Source organism: Paenibacillus sp. strain BS8-2 (assembly GCF_054483835.1).
The window spans coordinates 2,593,648-2,617,669 of the sequence record NZ_CM137010.1; the positions used below are offsets into that span (position 1 = coordinate 2,593,648).

Genomic DNA, 24,022 nt, shown 5'->3' on the forward strand with positions numbered 1-24,022 from the left:
ATCAACACGTGATAGAATGATATCTACCGGAAGGTTGTGAAGCCATGCCAACGATCATCAATACGCCGAAACGAACGGAAAGACCGGTTTCTGCTCATAGAGTAGCGTTTGTTTCCGGCAACTTCGGGACGCAAGCGGGAATCGCCAGCGACTGGACTACGGATGATGAAAAGCTTCGCATGATCAACATCGGCAATAATATGCATATCCTGAAAGTACCGCTGAATCCCGGCCATTATGAATACAAGGTTGCCGTTAACGGCAACTGGAGCGAAAACTATGGCGTTAACGGAGCACGGGGAGGCGGCAATATTACGTTCAGGCTTGACGCCCCGAAGGAGGTAACGTTTATTTTTCACGACGATGCCGCATCCAAGAGAGTGGCGCAGTGGGTTGAAGGCAAACCGGACTCCGATGCCGCGGCAGCTACATGGGCCGAACTGGATGCAACCTTTTATTATGACGGTGACGATCTTGGCGCAGTTTACAACGATGGTATAACCACGCTGAAATTATGGGCGCCGAAGGCTGACGCAGTTACCGCCCGATTCTATGATAAAGACGATGCCGAATGTGAACTCGGCTTCATGCTGCTGGAGCGAGGCGGGCAAGGTGTATGGTCGGTGACCGTCACGCCGGAGAAACTTGGTATCGCGGATACCAAAGGGTATTACTATCAGTACGAGGTGACGCACGGCGAGACGACGCGCAGGGTGCTGGATCCCTACGCCAAATCGATGGCGGAATTTCGGGTTAGTCCGGCAGGACTGCCGCTTGGAGCAGACCGTGACGCTGTTGGCAAAGCGGCGATCATTGACCTGCAAGGGACGAATCCAGCAGGCGGATTAGCACACGCGGTAATCGAAGGCTACGAGCGACGAGAAGATGCGATTATTTATGAGACGCATATTCGGGATTTTACATCCGACCCGGAGATCGAGGGGGATCTGCACGCAAGATGGGGGACTTTTCGCGCATTCATCAATAAGCTGGACTACATTCGTTCGTTAGGTGTGACACACATACAGCTATTGCCTGTTATGGCTTGGTATTACGGCGATGAAGCCGCGATGTCGGAGCGGGAGCTGGTTCACTCCACGGAGAATAACCAGTACAACTGGGGGTATGATCCGCATAGCTATTTCAGCCCGGATGGCGCTTATTCGGAGAACCCACGAGATGCCGTGCTGCGGATCAAGGAGCTTAAGGAGCTGATCGCGGCTATCCATAGTGCGGGCATGGGTGTGATTTTGGACGTTGTGTACACACATATGGCGAAAGCCTGGCTGCTGGAGGATATCGTGCCGGGTTACTACTTCTATCGCAACGGAGCGGGCGAGCTGCTTGGCGGCTTCGGCAGCAATCTGGCGACCAACCACAAGATGGCGGAGAAGCTTATGGTGGATTCCGTGAAATATTGGTTCAGCGAATTCAAGATCGATGGTATGCGCTGGGACATGATGGGCGACGCGACATATCCGGCAGTGCAGCGTGCCTATGATGAAGCGGCGGCGATTCATCCGAACCCGCTGTTTATCGGCGAAGGCTGGCGGACATTCGCGGGCCATCTAGGGGAGCCTGCACTCGCGGGCTTAGGCGCGGATCAAGACTGGATGAATAAGACGGACGATGTTGGCGTTTTCTCCGACGAGTTCCGCAACGAGCTGAAGTCCGGCTTCGGCAGCGAAGGCGAACCCCGTTTCTTGACGAGAGGAGCCAGACATATCCACACGCTGTTCCGTAATATTAAGGCGCAGCCTTACAACACGCCGGCTGACGCTCCTGGCGATATGGTGCAATACCTGGAGGCGCACGATAATTTGACGCTTCACGACATTATCGCTGTCACGTTAAGGGCAGATCCATCGAACCCTGCCGATGAGCGGCATATACATCGTCGTTTGAGGTTAGCCCATGTGCTGCTGTTCACAGCGCAGGGTACGGTCTTTATGCAAGCCGGCCAAGAATTCGGCAGGACCAAACGGTGGAACGGGGAAGGAGCGCCCAGCGCGCATGCCCATCCGCATTTTAACCGTAACGGAGAGAATATTGGTTACTATATTCACAATTCTTACGATTCGTCGGATGCCATCAACATGTTCGACTGGCGCAAGGCGACGGACAGTGCCCGGTATCCCGAGCATGAGCGGACCCGCCGCTACACGGCTGGCCTCATCGCACTCAGGAAGTCGACGGACGCATTCCGGTTAAGGGATATAGATACGGTGAACAGCAACGTGACGATGGTGGATGTGCCGCAAATCGGAGAGTTTGATCTCGCCATCGCCTACCGCTGTCAATCTACGGACGGCATGGGGAGCTATTATGTATTCGTCAACGCCGATGAACGGGAGCGGACGCTGTCGCTGGAGTCATTGCCAGAGGACCTCAGCACAGGAGAGGTGCTTGCGGACGGAGAGTCGGCGGGAGTAACTGAAGTTATGGCGCCTGCAGGCTTCCACTTGACGACGAACACGATCACACTCGATCCGTTAACCGCAGTCATTATTCGGATGTCTGACACAGAATAATAAGACTGGTGCAAGCTCGCCGGTGACTCAGTCGCTGGTGAGCTTGTTTGTTTGGTGATTGGTCGCGGTGGATCTGCGTGATAGTGACAACCATAACTTAAAATATTAATTGCAATATTCAGGAAATTTGATATCCTACAAATGAATCAACAGGGAGGAGGTGCGTGCAATATGAAACCGGTTACGGTCTACGATATTGCTAGAGAAGCAGGCGTATCTGTCGCAACAGTGTCGCGGGTGCTGAACAATACGGCGCCCGTCAAGAAGTCGACGAGGGACAAGATCAATGATTTGATCGATAAGTACCAGTTCCAGCCGAACGCGCTCGCACGCAGCTTGTTTAAGAAGGAAACCAGTATGATTGGCGTTATACTTCCAGACATCACGAATCCCTTTTTCCCAGAAGTATTGGCAGGATTGGAGCAGGAGCTGCGAAGCAAAGGTTATACGATATTCCTGTGCGACACTGTTTCGCTTAACGCTGACTATGAGGAGCAATATGTAAGAGAGTCTCAGTACCTGAACTTGCTTCTAGAGAAACAGGTAGATGGTCTTGTTATGATCGGGGGCCGCATCAATTTGGCGAAGCCAGACAAACGTCTCGTCCAGGAGGTTGCCGAAGTAAGCAAACGGCTGCCATTGCTGCTCATTAACGGGCAACTGCAAGGCGAGAGGCTGAACCGTATCTATGTCGACGAGAAAGCAGGGGCAGTGCTGGCGACGGAGCATTTGGTCGAACTAGGGCATCGCCAAATCGCATTTGTCGGCGGGTATCGCAAGATGTCGAATACGTTGCAACGCATCCAAGGGTTCAAATCAACGATGGATAAGCATGGGATAGAAGTGCGACCGGAATGGGTGCTGGACGGTGGATTTTCCGTGGAGCGCGGCAAGGCACTGATGCTCGCTCTGCTTGCGGGCAAGGAACGCCCAACCGCCATCTTCTGTGCGAATGATTTAGTGGCAATCGGCGTCATGAAGGTGGCTTTTAAGGCAGGACTGCGAGTTCCGGAGGATTTATCCGTAATCGGCTTCGATGATATTCCATTTGCTTCGCACAGTACACCAGAGCTGACAACCGTTTCGCTCAAATGTTACGACGTAGGCAAGGGAGCTGCCGAATTAATGCATGGTCTTATCTCCAAAACAAAGGTACGCAGAACGACTGTCATTGAGCCAGAGCTAGTGGTCAGGGAATCAACTGCGCCTCTCATCATACAAACATCCAAAAAATAATACATAAAAAAATGTAATTGACAACGCTTACAAGATCACCTACAATCGGAATTGAAAAGAGGCCGATACATGTTGGTCGATTGTGAAACCCGTTACAGACATAACCTTACATAACAACACACTTCTAGATTCTAGCGCAAGCATACTTCAGAGGACCGAGCTTCGGTATTTTGGCAGATGTTTGAATAGTTAGGTATAGGAGTGTGTTTTTGTTATTCTCAAATATTAACGGGTTTCATGAAACGGGTTACATAAATGACCCGAAAGCAATGCAACGTTTTCTTTTTCATGATTCTCTTTCGATAAGACGCCACAGGGGAGGAAGAATAATGAATGACAATGTACGAGTAGAAGAATCCGTAAGTTTCGAGGTCGACGGTATCCGAATACAAGGCAAGTCGGAGCTATTGTTATGCGCATCCTTATTTTACTTTCGCATTCCTAGAGCCGATTGGCGGGAGAGGATGGAGCAGCTGTCGGCCTTCGGCTACAACGCGATTGACGTTTATTTTCCGTGGAACTATCACGAGCGTAAGGAAGGGATATGGGAGTTCCAAGGCGAGAGGGATGTCGCCGCCTTCCTGCAAGCGGCCAAAGACTGCGGGTTATGGGTGGTAGCAAGACCGGGACCGTACATCTGCTCCGAATGGGACGGAGGTGCGCTACCCGCCTACTTGCTTGCGGATGAGACCATGAGACTACGCGACAACGAGCCCAGGTTTCTTGCCGCCGTTTCTCGTTGGATGGATGCGATCCTCCCTATCCTATCCAGCTACCAGGTTGGGCACGGGGGAACGATCATCGCGATGCAGCTCGACAACGAGCTGGACTTCTATGGCTGCATGGATCCGGCAGGATATATGACTGCGCTGCGAGACATGGCGATCGAGCGTGGGATTACAGTGCCGCTCTTCGCCTGCGCCGGTCAAGGAGGGATAAGGGAGGCGAGTGGATTAGTCGAAGGCGTGATGCCCACTTGCAACTTCTACCCGAATGATCGCGACCCCGCGTTCGAACACAAGGTACGCGGATACGGCGAGCTGCTGAGCAGTCTAGGTTATCCGCTGCTGGTGACGGAGACGAATCGATCTCATTATCTTCTACGCCGGCTTCTCTCATGCGGCGCGAAGCTGCTAGGTCCATACCTGCAAGTATCGGGCACGGACTTCGGCTTTAACAATGCAACAAACAATTGGGGTAAGCCGCTAGCCTTCTTGACCTCCGATTATGATTTCCACGGGATGATCTCTCCGGAAGGTCACATTCGCGAGGAGGCCTATGAAGGACGACTTCTTCGGCGCTTGATGGATGCGTATGGATCGGCGATTGCGGAGGCGAAGGTGCAGGAGAGCGAATGCCGGATTGGCGGAGAGTCGGACGGGATCGCAGGACCGTTCACGTTGGCACTTCACGGAGGCGGGTCTCTTGTGTTTGTAACTAATCTGGACGACAGTGATAAACAAATTCGACTCTTGTACGAAGTGATCGATCTGGCAGACAGCGACAGCTTCATTCTGTCAGGAGGCAGATCCTTGGCGCTTCCCGTCCAGGTACCGCTCAATCGCTGGGGGATGGAGGGGGTGTTGCGATCATCGACATCAGAGCTGTATCGTTCAGAGACTTTGCCATCGGGCGGTACGGTCCTGTTCTTCCATAAGGAAGGTCCGGGAGAAATTCGGTTATCCACGGAAGAGTCGATCATGCTCCATGGCGAGCAAGGAGAGCTGGAGAGAGCCGAAAAGGAGATTGTTTTCAAATACGACGCTGCCCGAACGGAAACTCGTATCACGTTAAAGAATGAGGCGGGCAATGAGCTGACGTTGATCGTGCACAACAGGGAAGATGCTTTGTTGGCCGAGAAGCTGGACGTTAGCGGTATCCCGCAGTTAGGTCAACGGCTGCGATATACGGCGGTGGAGCAACCTGCTGTCAAGCAGTGGAGACAGAGCCCGCCTTGTACAGAAACGCCATCCCTTACGCGAAACGTGCTTGTTGCTTCAGATGCAGAGCCGGGAGAGAATGCACAGCTTGAACGACTGGAGAAGCTTGGCGTCTATCGCGGTTATGCCTGGTATGAGGGAAGTGCCGGGTACGCAGTCCTTGAGCAAGCTAAAGGAATTCTTGTACGGCAAGCCGGTGATGTCGTCTCGCTATATGCAGGCAATAGCTATATGGGGACAACCGCACCGGGTGGCGGCAGCAGATATTTGGTTATCGACGACAAGTCTGTCTTCTTAAGCGGAATGGAGCACAATGAAGAAAACGTGAGCATACGGGCACGGGTCGAGATATGGGGACATTCGAACTTTGATGATATTCGGTTGCCTGCACTTCGATTAAACGCTGGCAAAGGGCTTGGAGGGGCGACAGTCATTACGCGGGTTGCTTCGCTTAATCAGTGGCGAGTCCATCATGGCAAGGACCACAGCTTCTCGCCAGAGCTTGTTAGTGTCGATGCCGATCGAAGCTTATGGCCGGTCGTGTCCTTCGGCGGGTGGCTGTCGCCGGACCATCCGGCCTTCGAGCTGTACAACTGCGCATTCGCTGCATCGCCCAATGCGAACGCGTGGACGTTGCGATTCGAAGGGCTCCAAGCGCGCGCCAAGCTGTTTGTAGGTGGAGTTGAGGTTTGCGACGTTAATCCATTTGATCCGTTTGTGGACATTACTTCCTTCGTAACACCAGGCGGGAAAGTAGAATTGACCGTATTCTTAGAATCCGCATTAGGGTTGCCGGCTGGAGTTGTGGAGCTCTTAGAAGGTGTGGAAGCTAACGGCTGGCGGATTTCGGCGGCAGAGGAGACCGAGCTGCTTCAGGATGCAGACGACAAAGCGTCGGATACAGAAGTCGTACATTTTCCTCTGCTACTGCAGCCCGGAGCGGTCGCGTGGCTGTTCGGAGAAGCGATAAATTCCTCGGAAGGAAAAGGCTGGCGCATCATGTTTGAAGGAACTGGACTGAAACTCACGGTATTTCTGAAGGAAACGATCATTGCCCGGATATGGTTGCCGGGAGGAGTAGAGCGCCCCGTAGTGACCGGAGGCAGTCAACAATCGGGGTATGTGCCGGGAGCTTGGCTTGAAGAAGGGACGACAAGGCTTGCAATTATGGTAGAAGCGGTGGATCCATCTACGAATGGTCGACTGGATGCCATTACATTCCACCCCGTCCAACAACCAGAATAGGAGGGAAGCAGCGATGGAAACTGTTCTCAAGAAAAAACCTAGGCTCAAGCCCGCCAGAGCGCCGTCCGGCAAGCTGCGGAGATTGCTTAACAACCGAACTTTGCTGTTCATGTGTTTGCCGGCGATCGCCTTTTTTATCGTATTTGCCTACATGCCAATGCCCGGCCTATATCTAGCCTTTATCCAGTACAACTACTCTGATGGGATCTTCAAGAGCCCGTTCGTCGCGTTCGATAACTTCCGTTTCCTTGTCATGAACGGGGATCTGTGGAGGCTGACCTTCAATACGGTTGCGTACAATATCGGGTTTATCCTCCTAGGCAACGTACTCCAAATTTTTGTGGCGGTGTTGCTGAACGAGCTACGGCGCAAATGGTTTAAGAAAATCGCCCAGACGCTTATGTTCCTCCCGCACTTCATTTCAGCTGTCTTGATCGGTCTAATCGCCTACAACATTCTCAGCTACGATTACGGCGTATTAAATGGCGTACTGCAAGCGCTTGGCATGGAGCCGGTCAAGACGTACTCCAACCCCGTGATCTGGCCTTTCATCATCGTCATTACATTCTTATGGCAGTCGACGGGTTACGGCTCCATCATCTACTTTGCGGCAATTATGGGCCTCGATAACGAAATTATAGAAGCCTCGGAGATCGACGGGGCGAATGCGTTCCAGCGTATTGTTTATATTATTCTGCCGTGGCTCAAGCCGACCTTCATCATTTTGCTCCTATTCTCATTGGGAGGAGTCCTCAAGGGTAATTTCGGTTTGTTCTACAACCTTGTGGGCGCCAATAACACTGCATTGTACGCCACGACGGATATTATCGAAACGTATGTATTCCGCTCCCTCATGACGAACTTCAACTTCTCGATTGGAAGCGCTGTCAGCTTATATCAATCCGTATTCGGATTTGTTGTGGTAATTACTGCGAACTGGCTTGTGCGTAAAGCTTCGCCTGAAAATTCGTTATTTTAAACCACCGAAAGGAGGTTGCGGACATGGATAGTTACGATGAATCACGAAGCATACGAACCGATACGAGCGGCATCGTGGTCAAGACTTTCGCCTATGTGTTCATCTCGTTATTCTCTCTCGCTTGCTTGCTTCCATTTTTGCTGGTTCTGGGCACATCGTTGACATCGGAGATATCGATCAAGCGTCAAGGCTTTAACATCTGGCCCAGAGATTTCAGCACCTTTGCTTACAAAATCGTTTTTGAAAACCCCGAATACATGGCTGGTTCTTATCTCGTTACAATCTCTATAACAGTTCTCGGTACCGCAGCGGGATTATTTCTGGTCGCGATGACGGGATACGCCTTGCAGAGACCGGACTTTGGCTACAGAAACAGCATCTCGTTTTTTATCTATTTCACCACATTATTCTCCGGAGGACTTGTCCCGTTCTATCTATTGATGACGCAATACCTGAGCTTGAAGAACAGCTATCTGGCTGTGCTGCTGCCCGGATTGCTTAGCCCGTTCTTGATCATTATGATGAAAAGCTTTGTTCGGTCAATTCCGCATGCCATTACAGAATCGGCGAAGATCGACGGCGCGGGCGACTTCACGATCTTTGCCAAGCTGATTCTTCCCATGACGACGCCTGCACTTGCCACGATTGGATTGTTTATTGCACTAGGGTATTGGAACGAATGGTACCACGCCATGCTGTTTCTTCCGGATGTGAAGTATCGTCCGTTGCAGCTGTTTCTCTACAATACCGTAACGCAGGCTGATTATATCCGGAATTCAGCAGCTGCCTCAAGCGTTGAGCTGCGGGATGTGCCGCTGGAGTCGATGAAGATGGCGACAGCAGTCGTGGCTACAGGTCCTGTCATTCTCTTTTATCCATTCGTGCAACGTTATTTCATTAAGGGTATTACGGTGGGTGCCGTCAAAGGCTGATGTGCGCGAGGCCAATTGCGCCTCTTCACATAACGGGCGATCGTCCGAATATGGCATGCAAAGGGGAGATTATCGATGTCGAGAATGAGAGCTTGGATCATCGCGGTTGTGATGGTGTTTGCGTTAGCGGCATGTACGGGAGGGAATAATGCGGGCAATCCGAACGACAAAGGAAATGACAAAGGAGATCCAGGCAAAGGCAAAACAGAGGATAAGGCAGATGGGATCGATACATCCAAGTTCGTGAAAATCAGCTATCTAGTGCTAGGGAACAAGCCGACCAATGGACAGTTCGAAAGCGTGCTGGCCGAGGTGAATAAGCTGATGAAAGAGAAAATAAACGCCGAGCTGGAATGGAAGTGGGTCGAATGGGCGGATTGGCAAACCAAATACAACTTGACGCTCGCTTCAGGAGAAGCCATCGATCTGATTACGATCGGTACCGACTGGCTGGACACTTGGGGCAACGCACAGCGTGGAGCCTTCATGAATCTGGATGAGCTGCTGCCTACGTATGCGCCGCAAACCTGGAATTCGATTCCCGAAGAGGACTGGGCACAGAGCAAATACAACGGCAACATCGTCCTTATCCCGGAGAACGATTACACGCAGTGGGTCAACCACGGGTTCTTCTACCGCGGAGACTGGGCGAAGGAAGCGGGCATCGCGGATCCCATCAAGGACTGGGAGACGCTCGGGACGTACCTGCAATACATTAAGGATAACAAACCGGATGTATTCCCATGGGATGCATCGGCGCAGACGAGCACATTCGGAGGTTTCTTCACCTCGAACAGCGACAATCTGGAGCTACCGATCTCGACAGGCTACTTGCCGATCTTTGCGACAAAATCATTCGACGACAAATATACGGTTAACAGCCCCGTATTCGAGGATACTTTCGTTCAATTTGCCACGATGATGAAGGACTGGGCGGATCGCGGCTTCTGGCGCGAGGACGTCCTTAACAACAAAGGCGATGCTCGCGTCGCTCTGCGTGCAGGCTTGTCAGGCATGGATCAGCATCATACACAGACATTCGCGTCGCTGCGCGTCCAGATGGACAATGATCAGCCGGGCTCCGAGCTGCAGATGTTCCCGTTCGCACGTACGCGAGGCACAAATCTGCTTGAGCTGTCGATTACGCATGGCGGCACTTCGGTCGGCGCGCATAGTAATAATCCGGAGCGTGCGTTAATGGCATATGATCTCATCCGTAATGACGAACAGATCTATCATCTCATCAACTACGGGCTCGAAGGTGTTCAATACGAAATCAAGGACGGCAAACGCATGCAGCCCGAAGGGTATGACGAGGCCAAACACGGCTTCTACGCCGACTTCTGGGGTGGTAGGGTTGATAAATTCGAAATACCGAGTGTGACGGTATGGGATCAAGTCGAGGAAACGTATTATGCCGAATACGATGCGATCAAAAAAACGTATCCGTATGGCCAATTCGTCTTCGACAAAACGCCGGTGGAGGCAGAGTTAACCGCCGTCACCCAGGTTTCGGGGGAGATGGGCCCAGCTATCACTTACGGGAAAGCAGGAGATCCAGTCAAAGCCGTGGAGGAATTCCGCAATAAGCTGAAAACGGCAGGCTACGAGAAGGTGCTTGCTGAGCTTCAACGGCAAATGGATGCATACAAGAAACTGATGGAGGGGTAATTGTCTCCATAGTCTATATAGCGGTGCAGGGGATCATCCCTGCACCGCTATTTTGGCATTTCTAGCTGCATGTGCACGCTTGCCGGCCGTTACCTGGAAACCGCGTCACTGGTGAACGTTGTGAGACAACGATTGAATTACGGAACGCAGCGTGTCAGAATAGTAGACGAAACAGTCAAACTAGCAAATCGAGGTGCGACCTTAGTGAACAGCAATGAATTAGTGAACCCTGGTACTGCAGAACATTCGGGTCCAGGCAACGAGATTGCCAATATTAAATTTGCGCTGGATGTGTCCTCGATCGTGGCTATTACCGACGCCAAGGGCGTCATTACGTATGCCAATGACAAGTTTTGCGAGCTCTCACAATATACTAAAGAAGAGCTAATTGGCAACACGCATCGCATCGTCAACGCTAGATACCATCCTCCCAAGTTTTTTCAAGACATGTGGTCAACGATTGCTTCTGGCAAGGTATGGACCGGTGAGGTCAGGAATCGGGCGAAGGATGGCTCCTATTATTGGGTTAAGACGGTCATCGTGCCTTTCCTGCGGGATAATCAGCCTTATCAATACGTCTCGATCCGAACAGATATTACGGAGCATAAGCGTGATCAGGAGCTGATCCGTCATATTGCGGATCATGACGCGCTAACGGGTCTCTACAACCGTCATAGCTTCCAGGAGCAGCTTACTGCGGCGGTTATGCGTGCAGAGGCTGAGGGCAGAAGAATTACCGTCTTGTTCATCGACCTCGACCGGTTCAAATTTGTGAACGACTCCCTGGGGCAGATGTCCGGCGATCTCGTGCTGAGGGAAGCTGCCCGCAGACTGCTTGCGTGTATGAGGCCGCAGGATACGGCTTCCCGACTAGGTGGTGACGAATTTGCAGTCTTGTTGCCTGATCTGGAAGAGGAGCAGGCAATGCGCTTGACGGCGGTTATTTCGTCCAAGCTGTCCGAGCCTTACATCCTTGGTCAACAGGAAGCTTTGATCACAGCTAGCATCGGAGTGAGCCAGTATCCGGAGAGCGGCTCGCAGGCGGAATTACTGCTTACGTATGCCGATGCAGCCATGCATCAAGCCAAGCAAGAGGGAGCAGGCATGATTAAAGTGTTCTCGACAGAGATGCGTGCATCCTTCGAGAGAGGACTGGAGCTGGAGGCGGGGCTGCACGAAGCGCTCGGAAACGATGAGTTTGTGTTGCATTACCAGCCTCAATATGACAGCGTAACTGGCCGGATTACGGCATTGGAAGCGTTAGTCCGTTGGAAGCATCCGCATGCAGGACTCGTGTCTCCTGCAGAATTTATCCCTGTTGCAGAATCCACCGGGCTGATCGTGCCGATCGGGCAATGGGTGATGAGAGCCGCCTTCGAGCAGGTGAAGCAATGGCAGAGCCAAGGACTTCCGCTCGTTAAGATCGCGGTTAATATCTCAGCATTGCAATTCCAGTCTCCAGGGTTTGCCGAGGAGCTTGCACAAATGCTGGCTGAGATCGGACTGGAGCCACGCTTTGTAGAGCTCGAATTGACGGAGAGCATCGCGATGCAGGACGAACAACATTCGCTCGACATGATGAAGGAGCTTAATTCTCGGGGTATCTCGATCGCTATGGACGACTTTGGGACGGGTTATTCATCGCTCAGCTACCTGAAGAAATTCCCGCTGCAGACCATTAAGATCGACCGATCCTTCATCTCCGACATTACGAGGTCGGAGGCAAATCTGGCTATTGTCAAGACGATAATCGAGCTTGCGCGCATCTTGAAATTCGAAGTGATTGCCGAAGGAGCGGAGACGGAGGAACAAGTGGCCTTGCTGCGCGAACAAGGGTGCTGCAACCTGCAGGGGTATTACTACAGCCGCCCAATGAGTGCCGAGGAGATGGAAAAGCTGCTTCGTTCCACTACAGGGAACAACGGTTAACTTTCAACAATGTAAGAAAGATGTAATGGCAATCGATTGATTATTGCTTATGAATTGCACTAAACTAATAAAGGTAGCGGTAAGTTTGAAAGAAAGGCGGGATAGATGTTATGCAGGATTTTATTAACGCGATAATATTAGGCATCATAGAAGGATTGACGGAGTTTCTTCCGGTCTCGTCGACGGGGCATCTCATATTAGCCGGTGATTTGCTCGGCTTTGACGGGGAAGCGAAGAAGACGTTTATGATCGTGATCCAGCTTGGTGCGGTTATGGCAGTATTGTTATTGTATTGGAAGCGGTATATGGCGATGCTAAAAGACATGGTAAAGCTAGACTTCAAGAAAAAGAAGTTAAATGCGATACATATGATTTTGGCTATGATCCCGGCTTTAATTGTTTATCTGCTTCTCGGTGATTTTATCAAAAGCGTGCTGTTCGGATCAGGACCGGTACTAATCAGTCTCGTTGCGGGAGGTATCTTGCTCATTGTAGCTGCAAGGGTGAAGCGCAAAGTGACCGCCGAAGAGACCGACGATATCTCATACAAACAAGCCCTTGGAATCGGCTTGTTCCAGTGTCTTGCCTTGTGGCCGGGATTCTCGCGATCGGGTTCGACGATCTCCGGGGGGTTGCTGCTTGGTACAAGCCAGAAGGCGGCAGCGGACTTTACGTTTATGATTTCGGTGCCTGTCATGCTTGGCGCGACAGTACTGGATCTCTATGATAGTCGCGATTTGCTGACTTCTGACGATCTGTTGCTATTCTTGATCGGCTTTATCGCTGCATTTATCGTGGCAATGATTGCCGTAGTGACATTCCTTAATCTGATTAAGAAACTCCGTCTAGAATGGTTCGCCATCTATCGGTTCGTCATCGCTATTTTGTTCTACATTTTCGTTATGCGTTAATACGAGTGCCATCTGGCATGTATGTTTTTTTGAGAAGGTCGTCACCCGGCAGGGGACGACCTTCTTTACGTTTGGAGGGGTGTTTTGACGCTGGAGGCATCCTCATTCTATAAAAGATAGAACGGACAACTCTATTTTTGCTATTTTTTTTCTCAAAAAATAGCAAGCTCATTACGCGAAATCCGAACATTAAATGTTAGATAATATTGGATTGAACAGAATTAACGATAAGGTTTTCAGAAAATGGTATTGATGTGATATTAAATATCCTAAAAAGGAAACGAAGATAACATCATGAATCTTGCGAATTGGGTATCTATTTTCACGTTATTGAGTAGCCGGTTTGTTCGCGGATACAGGGATCGGATTAACCAAAAAGACGGGAGAAAAGCAAATGAAATCAAAAAAACAGGAAGCGGGAAAAAGCGGATAAATGGCGAGGATTAGGCTGTTTGGAATGGGTCGTAGAGGTTAGCTGAGGGAAGGGAGCATATCGATTTTTGGTAGCGTTATATAGGAGTGATTACGCACTTAAAAAATTGACAATTGATAGAGGGAAGCTCGAATCAAAGCTTTTCTTTCATGTCAACTAACTTGCGTTTGCACTATATAAATATTTATTTGCATTATTAGACTAAAGTATTTAAAATAAATCGATATTATGAGTGAAATCGGCTAGTTTTCGACGAAGTCGGCAAAAACTTGGCTGATGCTTCTGAGTTCGATCAAAGGGGCGTTGGCTTTATTTGTGGGAGGAACAAATGGAAACTGTGAAAGTTGGCATCGTAGGTTACGGCAACCTTGGCAAAGGCGTCGAGAAAGCAATCGCACAAAATCCAGACATGGAGCTCGTGGCAGTCTTTACACGCAGACAGCCTGAGGCATTCGCTTCGGAAGCAGCGAAGTTCGAGCACATCTCGGCAGCGGAGCAATATATCGGCAAGATCGACGTTATGATTCTATGCGGCGGATCGGCAACGGATCTTCCGGAGCAGACACCGGATATGGCGCGTTTGTTCAACACAGTGGACAGCTTTGATACACATGCAAAAATTCCAGCGTTTTTTGACCAAGTTAACGCTTTATCGAAGCAAAGCGGTAAATTGAGTGTCATATCGACCGGTTGGGATCCGGGCTTATTCTCGCTAAACCGACTGCTTGGACAAGTTATTCTGCCAGAAGGCGTCGATTATACATTCTGGGGCAAAGGCGTTAGCCAGGGCCATTCGGACGCGATACGCCGTGTTTCGGGTGTGAAGGCTGGCGTGCAGTACACGGTGCCGGTCGAATCGGTTATCGAACGTATTCGCGGGGGAGAAACACCGGAGCTGGCTACGCGGGAAAAGCATCTTCGCCAGTGCTTTATCGTGGCGGAGGAAGGCGCCGATAAGGATGAGATCACGGAGACGATCGTGACCATGCCGAACTACTTCGCGGATTACGACACGACGGTTGAATTTATTACCGAAGAAGAGCTGAAGTCCCAACACTCAGGTATGCCGCATGGAGGCTTTGTTATCCGCAGCGGCGTTACCGGAGCAGGCACGAAACAAATTATCGACTTTGGCTTGAAGCTCGAGAGCAACCCGGAATTTACGGCAAGCGTATTGGTCGCTTATGCAAGAGCGGCTAACCGTATGAGTCGCGAAGGACAATCCGGAGCAAAGACAGTATTCGATATTCCATACGCCTATCTGTCCCCTAAGTCCGGCGAGGAGCTTCGCCGCGAGCTGCTGTAAATAAGTCTGCCCGAAAGTCCACCCTACTCATAACGCCAGCGACGGGTTCATGCTAGTCATGCCCGGGTCGCGGCGGATTAAAGGAGCGTCCTCTCAAGTGAACGAATTATTGGTTAAGCAATCCGCTAAGGAATACGTACAATCGGTTTACGAAACGGTTATTAGCCGCAATCAAGGCGAAAAGGAATTTTTTCAAGCGGTAAAAGAGATTCTGGATTCTCTGATTCCCGTGCTGGAAGCGAACCCGCACTACATCGAGCACAATATCCTGGAGCGGATTACGGAGCCGGAACGCGTCGTATCCTTCCGTGTGCCTTGGGTCGATGACAAGGGCAAGGCGCAAGTGAACCGCGGTTTCCGCGTTCAATTCAACAGCGCTCTCGGACCATATAAGGGCGGACTTCGGTTCCATCCGACGGTTAACGCCAGCATCATTAAATTTCTAGGCTTTGAGCAAATCTTCAAGAACGCACTGACTGGCCAGCCGATCGGCGGCGGCAAAGGCGGCTCCGACTTCGATCCCAAAGGCAAATCCGAGCAAGAGGTTATGCGCTTCACGCAGAGCTTTATGACGGAGCTTTACCGTTACATCGGTCCGGATGTTGACGTGCCGGCAGGTGATATCGGCGTAGGCGCTCGGGAGATTGGCTACATGTTCGGGCAATACAAGCGGATCAGAAGCGGCAACGAGGCTGGTGTGCTCACAGGAAAAGGGCTGCAATACGGCGGCAGTCTGACGCGTAAGGAAGCAACCGGTTACGGCTGCGTCTACTTTGTGAATGAGATGCTGCAAGCCAAAGGTCTTGATTTCGAAGGCAAAACAGTGGTTGTTTCCGGCTCCGGCAATGTATCGATCTACGCGATCGAGAAGCTGCAGCAGCTTGGCGCAAAAGTAGTGGCTTGCAGCGATTCGGGCGGCTTCGTGCACGATCCGCAAGGAATCGACCTGGCGCTGCTTAAGCAGCTGAAGGAAGTAGAACGCAAGCGGATCAGCGATTATGTTGCATCCCGTCCCAATGCTACATACACGGTCGGCTGCGAGGGGATCTGGAACATTCCGTGCGAGATCGCGCTGCCATGCGCAACGCAGAATGAGATTGACGAGAAAGCGGCTGCTACGCTTGTAGCTAACGGCGTTATCGCTGTCGGTGAAGGCGCCAATATGCCGTCTACCTTGGCCGCAATCGATGTATTCATCCATAACAAGGTATTGTTCGGACCGGCCAAAGCGGCCAATGCTGGCGGCGTAGCCGTATCTGCGCTGGAAATGGCTCAGAACAGCATGCGGTTGTCCTGGACGTTCGATGAAGTGGACGCGAAGCTGCATGACATTATGCGCAACATCTACCGCAACAGTGAGGTTGAAGCGGCCAAATACGGTCACACAGGCAATCTGGTTGTTGGCTCCAATATTGCTGGCTTCGTCCGCGTAGCGGATGCAATGATTGCTCAGGGCGTTGTGTAATAGCTAAGGGCGAGCTTGATCTATCTATATAGCAATTCTATCCATAATAGATAATTGAAATTGGAACACCCCGCCGCAGGCATTGGATGCAATGCAAGCGCGGGGTGTTTTTGTCATGATCTCCTATCTGTCACCCTTGTGGATTGGCTTCGCTCGCTGGCTCTGGCTATGGCAGCATGGCCAAGAAAGCGCGGCTTGCCGATGAGTGAGCGACTCCGCGCAGTGTTGCAATGCCAATGTGACGAGTAGGGGGCGAGAGAAGAAGCGGGATTTCGACGAGATCGCCACTGCTTAGCTCACGCTGCACATACTCTCGAATGACAAAGGCTAGTCCAAAGCCGCTCTGGGTGAACTGCGTAAGCAAGTCCATGCTCCCAAGCTCAAATTCTGGCTGCAGCAACACGCCATGCTCCGCCGTATAAGCATCCAGCGAACGTCTCGTGCTTGTGCCCGATTCCAGCATAAGCAAAGGGTAGTTGTTTAACGTATCCAGGGCAAGGGGAGGACCTGCCGCCAGCTCCGCGAATTTTCGTCCGCCGACTAGGCAGTCTTGCAGGACAGAGCTTTTTTTAATTTCGACCTGAGGATCGGAAACGGGCATGCTGACAAGTCCGAAATCTATTTTGCCATTCTTGAGCAGGTCAAGCGTCTCAGGCGTCGTTCGATTGGTGACGCCGATACGGATACCGGGGTATTGCGCATGGAACTGTTCCATGTAAGGGAGAAGGTAATGTTTGCATAAGGTGTCGCTTGCTCCTATCGTCACCTCGCCCGCATGCAATTCGTTCATCTCCGCAATTGCTTTCTCCCCGATCTCGATAGCTGTGAACGCCTGCTCCAGATGCCGGTACAGAATTTGTCCTTCGTGGGTTAATAAAACGCCTTTGGGGGTTCGGAAGAACAGCGGTCCGCCGAGCGTGCCTTCAAGCTGCTTAATGGTGTGGCTGACTGCGGGCTGTGTGATGTGCAAGCGCAGGGCGGCTTTGGTGAGGCTGCCTGTTTTGGCGATCCAGAAGAAAACGCGATACCACTCGAGGTTTACCATGCTCATTACTTCTCCTTATGCCGGATATTAGTTATATCGATTATTCTAATGGATATGTCATCCGTTATCATTAGTTTTGTAAGAAAATAATGGTGCGGAGGGATTAAATATGACAGTAACGGCAATCGTTGGGGCAAATTGGGGAGATGAAGGAAAAGGGAAGCTGACGGATGTGCTCTCCGAACAATCCTCCTACGTGGTTCGATATCAAGGAGGCAGTAACGCGGGACATACGATCATTAACGAGTACGGAAAATTTGCGCTCAGAACGTTGCCATCGGGCGTCTTCTACCCCCATGTTCACAATGTGATCGGTCCAGGAACGGCACTGGATATGGAGGTGTTCCTGCAAGAGGTACAGATGTTGAAGGAGCGAGGGGTAGAGGCGCCCAAGCTGATGATTTCGGAGCGCGCACAGGTGGTGCTCCCGATCCATCGCCTGCTGGATCGGCTCGAAGAGGAGAGGCTTGGCGAAAGAAGCTTCGGGTCGACCAAAAGGGGGATTGCCCCATTCTATGCGGATAAGTTTGCCAAAATCGGGATTCAGGTATCGGATTTGTTTGATGCCAATCGGCTTCGTGAACGACTGGACATGCTGCTCGCTTCAAAAAATGTACTACTCCAGCATCTGTACCAAGTTCCTCCTGTCGAGGCGGAAGACATGTTGAAGGAGCTACAAGAGCAAGCGGAAGGTATTGCGCCATATGTAGGGGATACGACTTCCTTGCTGCATGATGCGATAGGCAGAGGGGACCATATTTTGCTGGAAGGACAACTGGGAGCGCTCCGAGATCCTGATCATGGCACCTATCCGTTCACGACATCATCGTCTACATTGGCTGGTTATGGACCTGTCGGGGCTGGGATACCGGTGAACGCGATCGGGGAAGTCATCGCAGTGACCAAAGCGTACTCCAGCTGCGTAGGAGCTGGACCATTTGTGGTGGAGCTAGAGGGGGATGAAGCTGAGATGCTTAGACGGCTTGGCGGCGACGCTGGCGAATATGGAGCTGTGACGGGCAGACCGAGGAGAGTAGGTTGGTTCGATGCGGTGGCGACACGTTATGGCTGCCGATTGCAAGGTGCAACTGCGGTTACATTGACCAATCTGGATGTATTGGGATACCTCGATGAGATCCCTGTATGTGTGGCGTATCAATTGCAGGATGGTGAGAGCTATGAGTTCCCCGTTACCTCCAAGCTGGCTGAGGCTCGTCCCGTGTGGCAGTATTTGCCGGGGTGGAAATGCGACATCTCGCATATGACCACGTTCGAGGAGCTGCCGGATACGGCGAAACAGTATATTAGGTTTGTAGAGACCGCTATTGGCGTGCGTATTACGATGGTTTCTGTGGGACCGAAGCGGGAGCAGGTTATTAAGTTGGGTTAAAGCTGCGTGCCCAGCAAAGCCATGTGGAAGTGTCGTTTGGATGGTTGCTTGAGCCTGTTTGTTAACGTGTAGTTCCGGCGGATTGCAAAATCTGTGTATTATTAATATAATACATGATAAGAAGGGGACGGTGAAGTAATTCGTGATTTCATTCAACGAGCTTGCGCTGAACGATAAGGAGCCCGTGTATGTTCAGATTGCCAGTTACGTCAAGCGCCGGATTATCCTCGGACATACGTCGTCAGGTGATCGATTGCCATCCAGACGGGATATTGCTGCACAGCTCAATATTAATCCCAATACGGTGCAGAAGGCGTTCAAGCTGATGGAGGACGAAGGCTACGTGCATACGAGCGGCAATCAAGGCAGCATGATCTATACAGATGCGGAGCTGTTGGCGCGGCTGGAGAACGAACTTACTCAAGGGCTGGTGCTGTCTTTTATATCGTCCGCGAAAGAGATTAATTTATCGTTTAAGAAAGTGATTGACCTCATCAGCGAGAGGTGGGAAGATTAATGCCTGATTGATTCATGCATAGCTTTGCCTAAGCTGGTGAAACGTATTTGTCATGTTTAATGTGTATTATACGAGTAGTACATGGAGGGACGAAACTTGAGATCATTTTATCGGCTGCTGCAATATGAATTTGGTTTGATGCTTCGTGGAACGTTGCTGCTTGCGTTAGGGTCCATCGTTACGCCTCTGCTGTTCCTGAACGTCATGCTGGAGCAAGATTTTGCTGAGGTTCGGAGTTACGAGCATTTGTTTGAGGAATCAGGCGCACTCCTTGTGTTGTTCATTTATTTTATAGCTTTATTGGTCTTGTTTCTGAAATCGGTGTATGCCGATTATTGGGGCGGTAAGAGCATCTATACGATGTTAACGCTCCCTGTACGAAGGGAGCGCTTATATTTGGCCAAACTTACATCCTTTATGGTTGCGATCGCGGTGATTTGGGGGGCTGCCGCTTTAAGCATCCATCTGGGCTTTGGGCTTCTTGATTACAAAGTGCTTCGTGCGACCAATGGACTCGGAGTACCGGAAAACGGAATGTTTCTGACCGTTCTCCGCTCCGAATTCCTCAGCTTTATCATGCCGATTCGAATGAATGAACTGCTATCGACGATTAGCATTCTTGTTGTGATCACGACGGGGATCTATTATGCCGCATTGTGCGAGCGGAGCAAACGTTATTGGGGATTCGTTGTCGCAGCAGCGGCGTTACTGCTTATCATCCGGGTGCTCGTATATCGATTCAGCTTGCCGCTCTCCTATCCGACGGATTTTAACTTGAACTTGTCGAGCCTCATTCTGATCGGATTTGCTCTTTGGTTTGCCGGACATGGGCTTAGACTTGTGAAACGGGGAGGTATCGTATGAGCAGCAAGATGACTAAGATTATTCGGGGGCTGAGGGCTCATGCTGTTCTGCCCTTGCTTATCATCAGCGTGATTATTGTGGTATACCTATCGCTTCAGGTCTATGATGCCCAAGATGATGGGTCGATCGAGATAGTCGATCTCGAGGGAGACAAAGCCGCTCTGGGCGATGTGATCATCGAAGGGTATATCCGGGATAGTTATCACATCATGGACTTTGAATGGGCGCAAAATTCATTAACGAAGGCAACGACGATCTACGATAAACCTTTGCGACATGCGCCGTCCTATGCTAGAGGCGGTCCTTTGCCCAATGGAGAATATGACTACGAGATCTATCCCGCTTTCTACGGAGGCGTCGGGTTTGAGATTAGAGCGCGGCATAATCGTGAAGGGTACAGAACAGATGTGTTAGGAACAGCATTAGTACAAACCTCGTTGCAATATCGGGGCGACTCAGACGGGTATACGTTTTCCAACTATCAAGAGAAGGGGCTAGCATTCGTCGGGGATCGTGTATTCTTTGTGCCGCCGACGACAAGTGATTATACGGGGGAAAGCGGAATATACGAGGTGCTGCGTTTCGCCGACCGGGGCTCGATGCAGATGCCGGAGGAAGCCGAAACACATCCTTTGGTAAAACTAAATATGGATGGTAATTCTCCGAAGGATGGTATCGGACTAGAAGTATTAGGGCTGGAAGCGGTAGGCCAGCATTTGGCGCTGGTTGCCGTCGTGAACGGAGAGATTGTCATTCAAGTCTATGATAGTAATGAGGGTACTCTACTCGGAGAAGTTGCATTGGACGAACCTATCGTGAAGCTGTCCGGTGAAGCCGCTGTAACCAGCAATGGAGGTTATTATCAGGAATATGAAGCGTCTGTCGACGAGGATATCGGGGTTCTTAATTTGAAATTTTATAGCACGGAGTCTGATGAAGCAGAGTCGAAGCTGTTGGTTGCAAGTATTTCCTTGGGTAACGAAGTCAAGCTGCTTAATAAGCAAGAGCTCCGTTATGAGGGGAGAGATAGGGCTCTAGCAGGGGAGATGAACCTGTTCAGCTTCCGAGATGGCAAGCTATATGCCATCATGAGCACTTCCGTTGCGCCCGAGATGTATACGCTGTTTGAACGCTTGTACGATAAGCAAGTCTTGATTGAGGTGTATGAAGCCGGAGTACGGTTATATCGCGGCGAGCTTCGAACGGATGTGAACGATGATCTGATCGAAGCGCGGTACTTCGCCTCTACACATGGCACGGTGGATGATAGCAAGTATCGCGAGATTGGCGGATTCCGGCTCCGCAACGCAGACTAAAGGGGGCGCACAATATGCTGCAAATCAATCACTTATACAAGTCGTTCCGCAGAGGGCAATCCGCAGCATTATCGATTGGCAACCTTACGATCGGTGCCGGAGAAATTGTTGGCGTGCTCGGTCTGAACGGAGCAGGCAAAACAACGCTGCTCAAAGTGATTGCGGGGCTCGGCGAGCTGCAGGAAGGCGAGGTATTATGGCGCGGGAGGCCGATTCCGGAGCAGTACGGGGAGATCGCCTTTATTACAGAGGAGGGCAGTTGTCCGCCTCGGATGAACGCGGCCGAATTCGCCGACTTTCTTGAGACCTTCTACGATAGATTCGACAGAGATCGTTATGATCGACTGCTTGCTTTCTTCGAGCTCGATGACACGGTTCGAATCGGCAAGCTGTCGCGAGGGCAGCGCTCCAGAGTGGAAATCTGCGCGGGCTTCTCCAAAGGCGCCAAGCTGATTTTGATGGATGAGCCGTTCCTTGGCAAGGATGTTTTTGCAAGGAGGGATTTCCTGAAGCTAATGGTAACGAGCCTGCGTGAAGATGAAACCTTCCTCATTACGACGCATCTGGTGGATGAGATCGAACATGTCATTGATCGGGCAATCGTGCTGCATGAAGGAAATGTTCGAGCGGATGTCCAGATGGAAGACCTTCAGAACGACGGAGTGAAGCTGGAGTCGCTGCTGGCCGATATCGTTGGCTACGATGGCGAGAGGTACCGGCGGTTTCTGGGTGAAGGGCAGGATGGATGAACGGTGCGGACATCAAGGTGAGCAAGAAGGCCTGACCTTGGCTAAGGTCAGGCCTTCTTGTTAGAATGATTCGATTATATTACAAATAACAAAATGGAGGAGGATTTTCAGAGGAGCAAAGTTCCTGATCATAACCGCCAGTGCCACCAGTGCCACCAGTGCCACCAGTGCCACCAGTGCCACCAGTGCCACCAGTGCCACCAGTACCACCAGTGCCATCAGGATCACCAGTACCACCAGGACCGCCAGTACCACCAGTGCCATAAGGATCACCAGTACCACCAGTGCCATCAGGATCACCAGTACCACCAGTACCACCAGGACCGCCAGTACCACCAGTGCCACCAGTGCCATCAGGACCACCAGGACCACCAGTGCCAGTTGGGACAATATAAATGTTACTGAATTTCACGATAACACCATCACTATTTACTTCATACAATCCTAAATAATGATATAAAGTAATACCTGTAATGTCTGCTTCAAGCTCGTAATCGCTAGAATTAACTAGAGATGTTGCCAAAGATCCAACAATAGGAGGTGCAATAGTTGTCTCACTTCTAACTATTTTTAAAGTGTTGGCATCGTTAAATTCTTGAATATCTATAGATGCTGAACTTGTTCCTATATCTACCGAAAGTTCATAAACAATCGGAGGCACCGTTTCTGTCGAAGCAGGCGTTGTAGTAGGCGTTGTAGTAGGCGTCGTTGTAGGAGTAGCAGTAGGCGTCGTTGTAGGCGTAGCCGTTGGTTCCTGTGTCGCCGGCGGTTGCGTATAAATCGGAATCGGTGCAGGTGTAGCCGTAGGCGAAGGTGTCGGCGATGGCGATGGCGACGGAGAAGGTTGCGTCGCTACGTATTGTTCTTTGGCTTCGTAAGCTCCAACTACCAACAAATCTCTAGTTGCTTTGACGTTGCCGCCGAATTTGCCATCGGCGCCATTGTTTAGAATCTTGAGTTCTAACGCCATAGCGACATAACCTTTTGCCCAGTCGGAAACCGTATCGTCTGTTACGCCTGGGTTGGATTCAGCAGCATCGCGCTCTCCGAGACCGCGAACAAGAAAGGTAGCCAGCTGTTCTTTCGTTACATTGCCTGCCGGGTTAAAAGTTCCTTCTCCAAATCCGTCCGTAATGCCGGCCTTTTTGACTGCTTCGATAAACGGCAGTGCATAGCCGTTGGCGGGGTCATCCGATTTAACATCCGAGAAGCTCGAGTTTTTTAAAGAATCATCGACCTTTAATCCGAAAATCAATGCGGCTACCTTTGCGAATTGAGCACGGTTCATTTCGTCTTTCACACCGAAAGTACCTTCGCTAATCCCGTCAAAAACACCAGCGCTAATCAGCGCATCGAACTTAGCTTTGGTTGCAGCATCCAGATCCTTAAGGTCGCTGAAGTCGGCGGATGTTTTGGCTTCGACATAATCAAGCTGCCCTAACGTGAGGACGGAGGCGCTAAGCACAGCAGCAAGACCTAACATGATCCATTTTTTCTTCATCATCTAATCTCCTATTCCTATGTAATAGTCTTCAAATCTAGTTCTATTCTAGCAAATGACAA

General features: G+C 50.8%; 17 protein-coding genes. 15 read left to right on the top strand and 2 right to left on the bottom strand.

All coding sequences use genetic code 11. From position 1 onward, the window contains the following. Positions 1–44 precede the first annotated feature (44 nt). The 10 genes from ACX1C1_RS11285 (at position 45) to gdhA (ending at position 16,578) form a co-directional block, all read left to right on the top strand. Positions 45–2,531: a pullulanase X25 domain-containing protein gene (locus tag ACX1C1_RS11285; protein WP_458957168.1), complete on the top strand. Its 2,487-nt coding sequence runs from the start codon at positions 45–47 to the stop codon at positions 2,529–2,531. A gap of 171 nt (positions 2,532–2,702) precedes the next feature. Beyond that, the gene (locus tag ACX1C1_RS11290; protein ID WP_458957169.1) at positions 2,703–3,767 is read left to right on the top strand and encodes a LacI family DNA-binding transcriptional regulator; all 1,065 of its coding nucleotides are present in this window, start codon (positions 2,703–2,705) and stop codon (positions 3,765–3,767) included. A 329-nt stretch (positions 3,768–4,096) separates the two neighbouring features. After that, the gene (locus ACX1C1_RS11295; RefSeq protein WP_458957170.1) at positions 4,097–6,952 is read left to right on the top strand and encodes a beta-galactosidase; all 2,856 of its coding nucleotides are present in this window, start codon (positions 4,097–4,099) and stop codon (positions 6,950–6,952) included. A gap of 109 nt (positions 6,953–7,061) precedes the next feature. Then, the gene (locus tag ACX1C1_RS11300) at positions 7,062–7,931 is read left to right on the top strand and encodes an ABC transporter permease (RefSeq protein WP_458957662.1); all 870 of its coding nucleotides are present in this window, start codon (positions 7,062–7,064) and stop codon (positions 7,929–7,931) included. 23 nt (positions 7,932–7,954) lie between these two features. Further along, positions 7,955–8,863 carry a carbohydrate ABC transporter permease gene (locus ACX1C1_RS11305; RefSeq protein ID WP_458957171.1) on the top strand — a complete coding sequence of 303 codons (909 nt, stop codon included), beginning with the start codon at positions 7,955–7,957 and terminating at the stop codon, positions 8,861–8,863. A gap of 75 nt (positions 8,864–8,938) precedes the next feature. Further along, positions 8,939–10,534, top strand: a complete 1,596-nt coding sequence (locus tag ACX1C1_RS11310) for an ABC transporter substrate-binding protein (protein WP_458957172.1) — start codon at positions 8,939–8,941, stop codon at positions 10,532–10,534. Between the two features lie 204 nt (positions 10,535–10,738). Then, complete coding sequence (locus tag ACX1C1_RS11315) at positions 10,739–12,463, top strand: putative bifunctional diguanylate cyclase/phosphodiesterase (protein ID WP_458957173.1); 1,725 nt, start codon at positions 10,739–10,741, stop codon at positions 12,461–12,463. Between the two features lie 110 nt (positions 12,464–12,573). Beyond that, positions 12,574–13,374 carry an undecaprenyl-diphosphate phosphatase gene (locus tag ACX1C1_RS11320; protein ID WP_458957174.1) on the top strand — a complete coding sequence of 267 codons (801 nt, stop codon included), beginning with the start codon at positions 12,574–12,576 and terminating at the stop codon, positions 13,372–13,374. Positions 13,375–14,135: 761 nt separating this feature from the next. After that, entirely contained in the window at positions 14,136–15,113 is a 978-nt protein-coding gene (locus ACX1C1_RS11325; protein ID WP_458957175.1) for a diaminopimelate dehydrogenase, read from the top strand. 97 nt (positions 15,114–15,210) lie between these two features. Next, positions 15,211–16,578: an NADP-specific glutamate dehydrogenase gene (gdhA, locus tag ACX1C1_RS11330; RefSeq protein ID WP_458957176.1), complete on the top strand. Its 1,368-nt coding sequence runs from the start codon at positions 15,211–15,213 to the stop codon at positions 16,576–16,578. A 166-nt stretch (positions 16,579–16,744) separates the two neighbouring features. On the opposite strand, the gene ACX1C1_RS11335 is transcribed toward gdhA, so the two are convergent. After that, positions 16,745–17,629, bottom strand: coding sequence for a LysR family transcriptional regulator (locus ACX1C1_RS11335; RefSeq protein ID WP_458957177.1), 885 nt, complete (start codon positions 17,627–17,629; stop codon positions 16,745–16,747). A 103-nt stretch (positions 17,630–17,732) separates the two neighbouring features. Between ACX1C1_RS11335 and ACX1C1_RS11340 the strand changes: the two genes are divergently transcribed. The 5 genes from ACX1C1_RS11340 to ACX1C1_RS11360 all read left to right on the top strand — a co-directional run bounded on the left by ACX1C1_RS11340 (position 17,733) and on the right by ACX1C1_RS11360 (position 22,459). Then, on the top strand, positions 17,733–19,013 hold the full coding sequence (locus ACX1C1_RS11340) for an adenylosuccinate synthase (RefSeq protein ID WP_458957178.1): 1,281 nt from the start codon (positions 17,733–17,735) through the stop codon (positions 19,011–19,013). Positions 19,014–19,155: 142 nt separating this feature from the next. Next, positions 19,156–19,530, top strand: coding sequence for a GntR family transcriptional regulator (locus ACX1C1_RS11345; RefSeq protein ID WP_458957179.1), 375 nt, complete (start codon positions 19,156–19,158; stop codon positions 19,528–19,530). A gap of 96 nt (positions 19,531–19,626) precedes the next feature. Next, the gene (locus ACX1C1_RS11350) at positions 19,627–20,394 is read left to right on the top strand and encodes a hypothetical protein (protein WP_458957180.1); all 768 of its coding nucleotides are present in this window, start codon (positions 19,627–19,629) and stop codon (positions 20,392–20,394) included. Then, the gene (locus ACX1C1_RS11355; protein ID WP_458957181.1) at positions 20,391–21,710 is read left to right on the top strand and encodes a hypothetical protein; all 1,320 of its coding nucleotides are present in this window, start codon (positions 20,391–20,393) and stop codon (positions 21,708–21,710) included. Before ACX1C1_RS11350 ends, ACX1C1_RS11355 begins: the two co-directional genes overlap by 4 nt. A gap of 14 nt (positions 21,711–21,724) precedes the next feature. Beyond that, positions 21,725–22,459: an ATP-binding cassette domain-containing protein gene (locus tag ACX1C1_RS11360; protein ID WP_458957182.1), complete on the top strand. Its 735-nt coding sequence runs from the start codon at positions 21,725–21,727 to the stop codon at positions 22,457–22,459. A 79-nt stretch (positions 22,460–22,538) separates the two neighbouring features. Here the strand turns inward: ACX1C1_RS11360 and ACX1C1_RS11365 are convergent, their stop codons facing one another. After that, positions 22,539–23,963, bottom strand: coding sequence for an S-layer homology domain-containing protein (locus ACX1C1_RS11365; RefSeq protein WP_458957183.1), 1,425 nt, complete (start codon positions 23,961–23,963; stop codon positions 22,539–22,541). Positions 23,964–24,022: the final 59 nt, after the last annotated feature.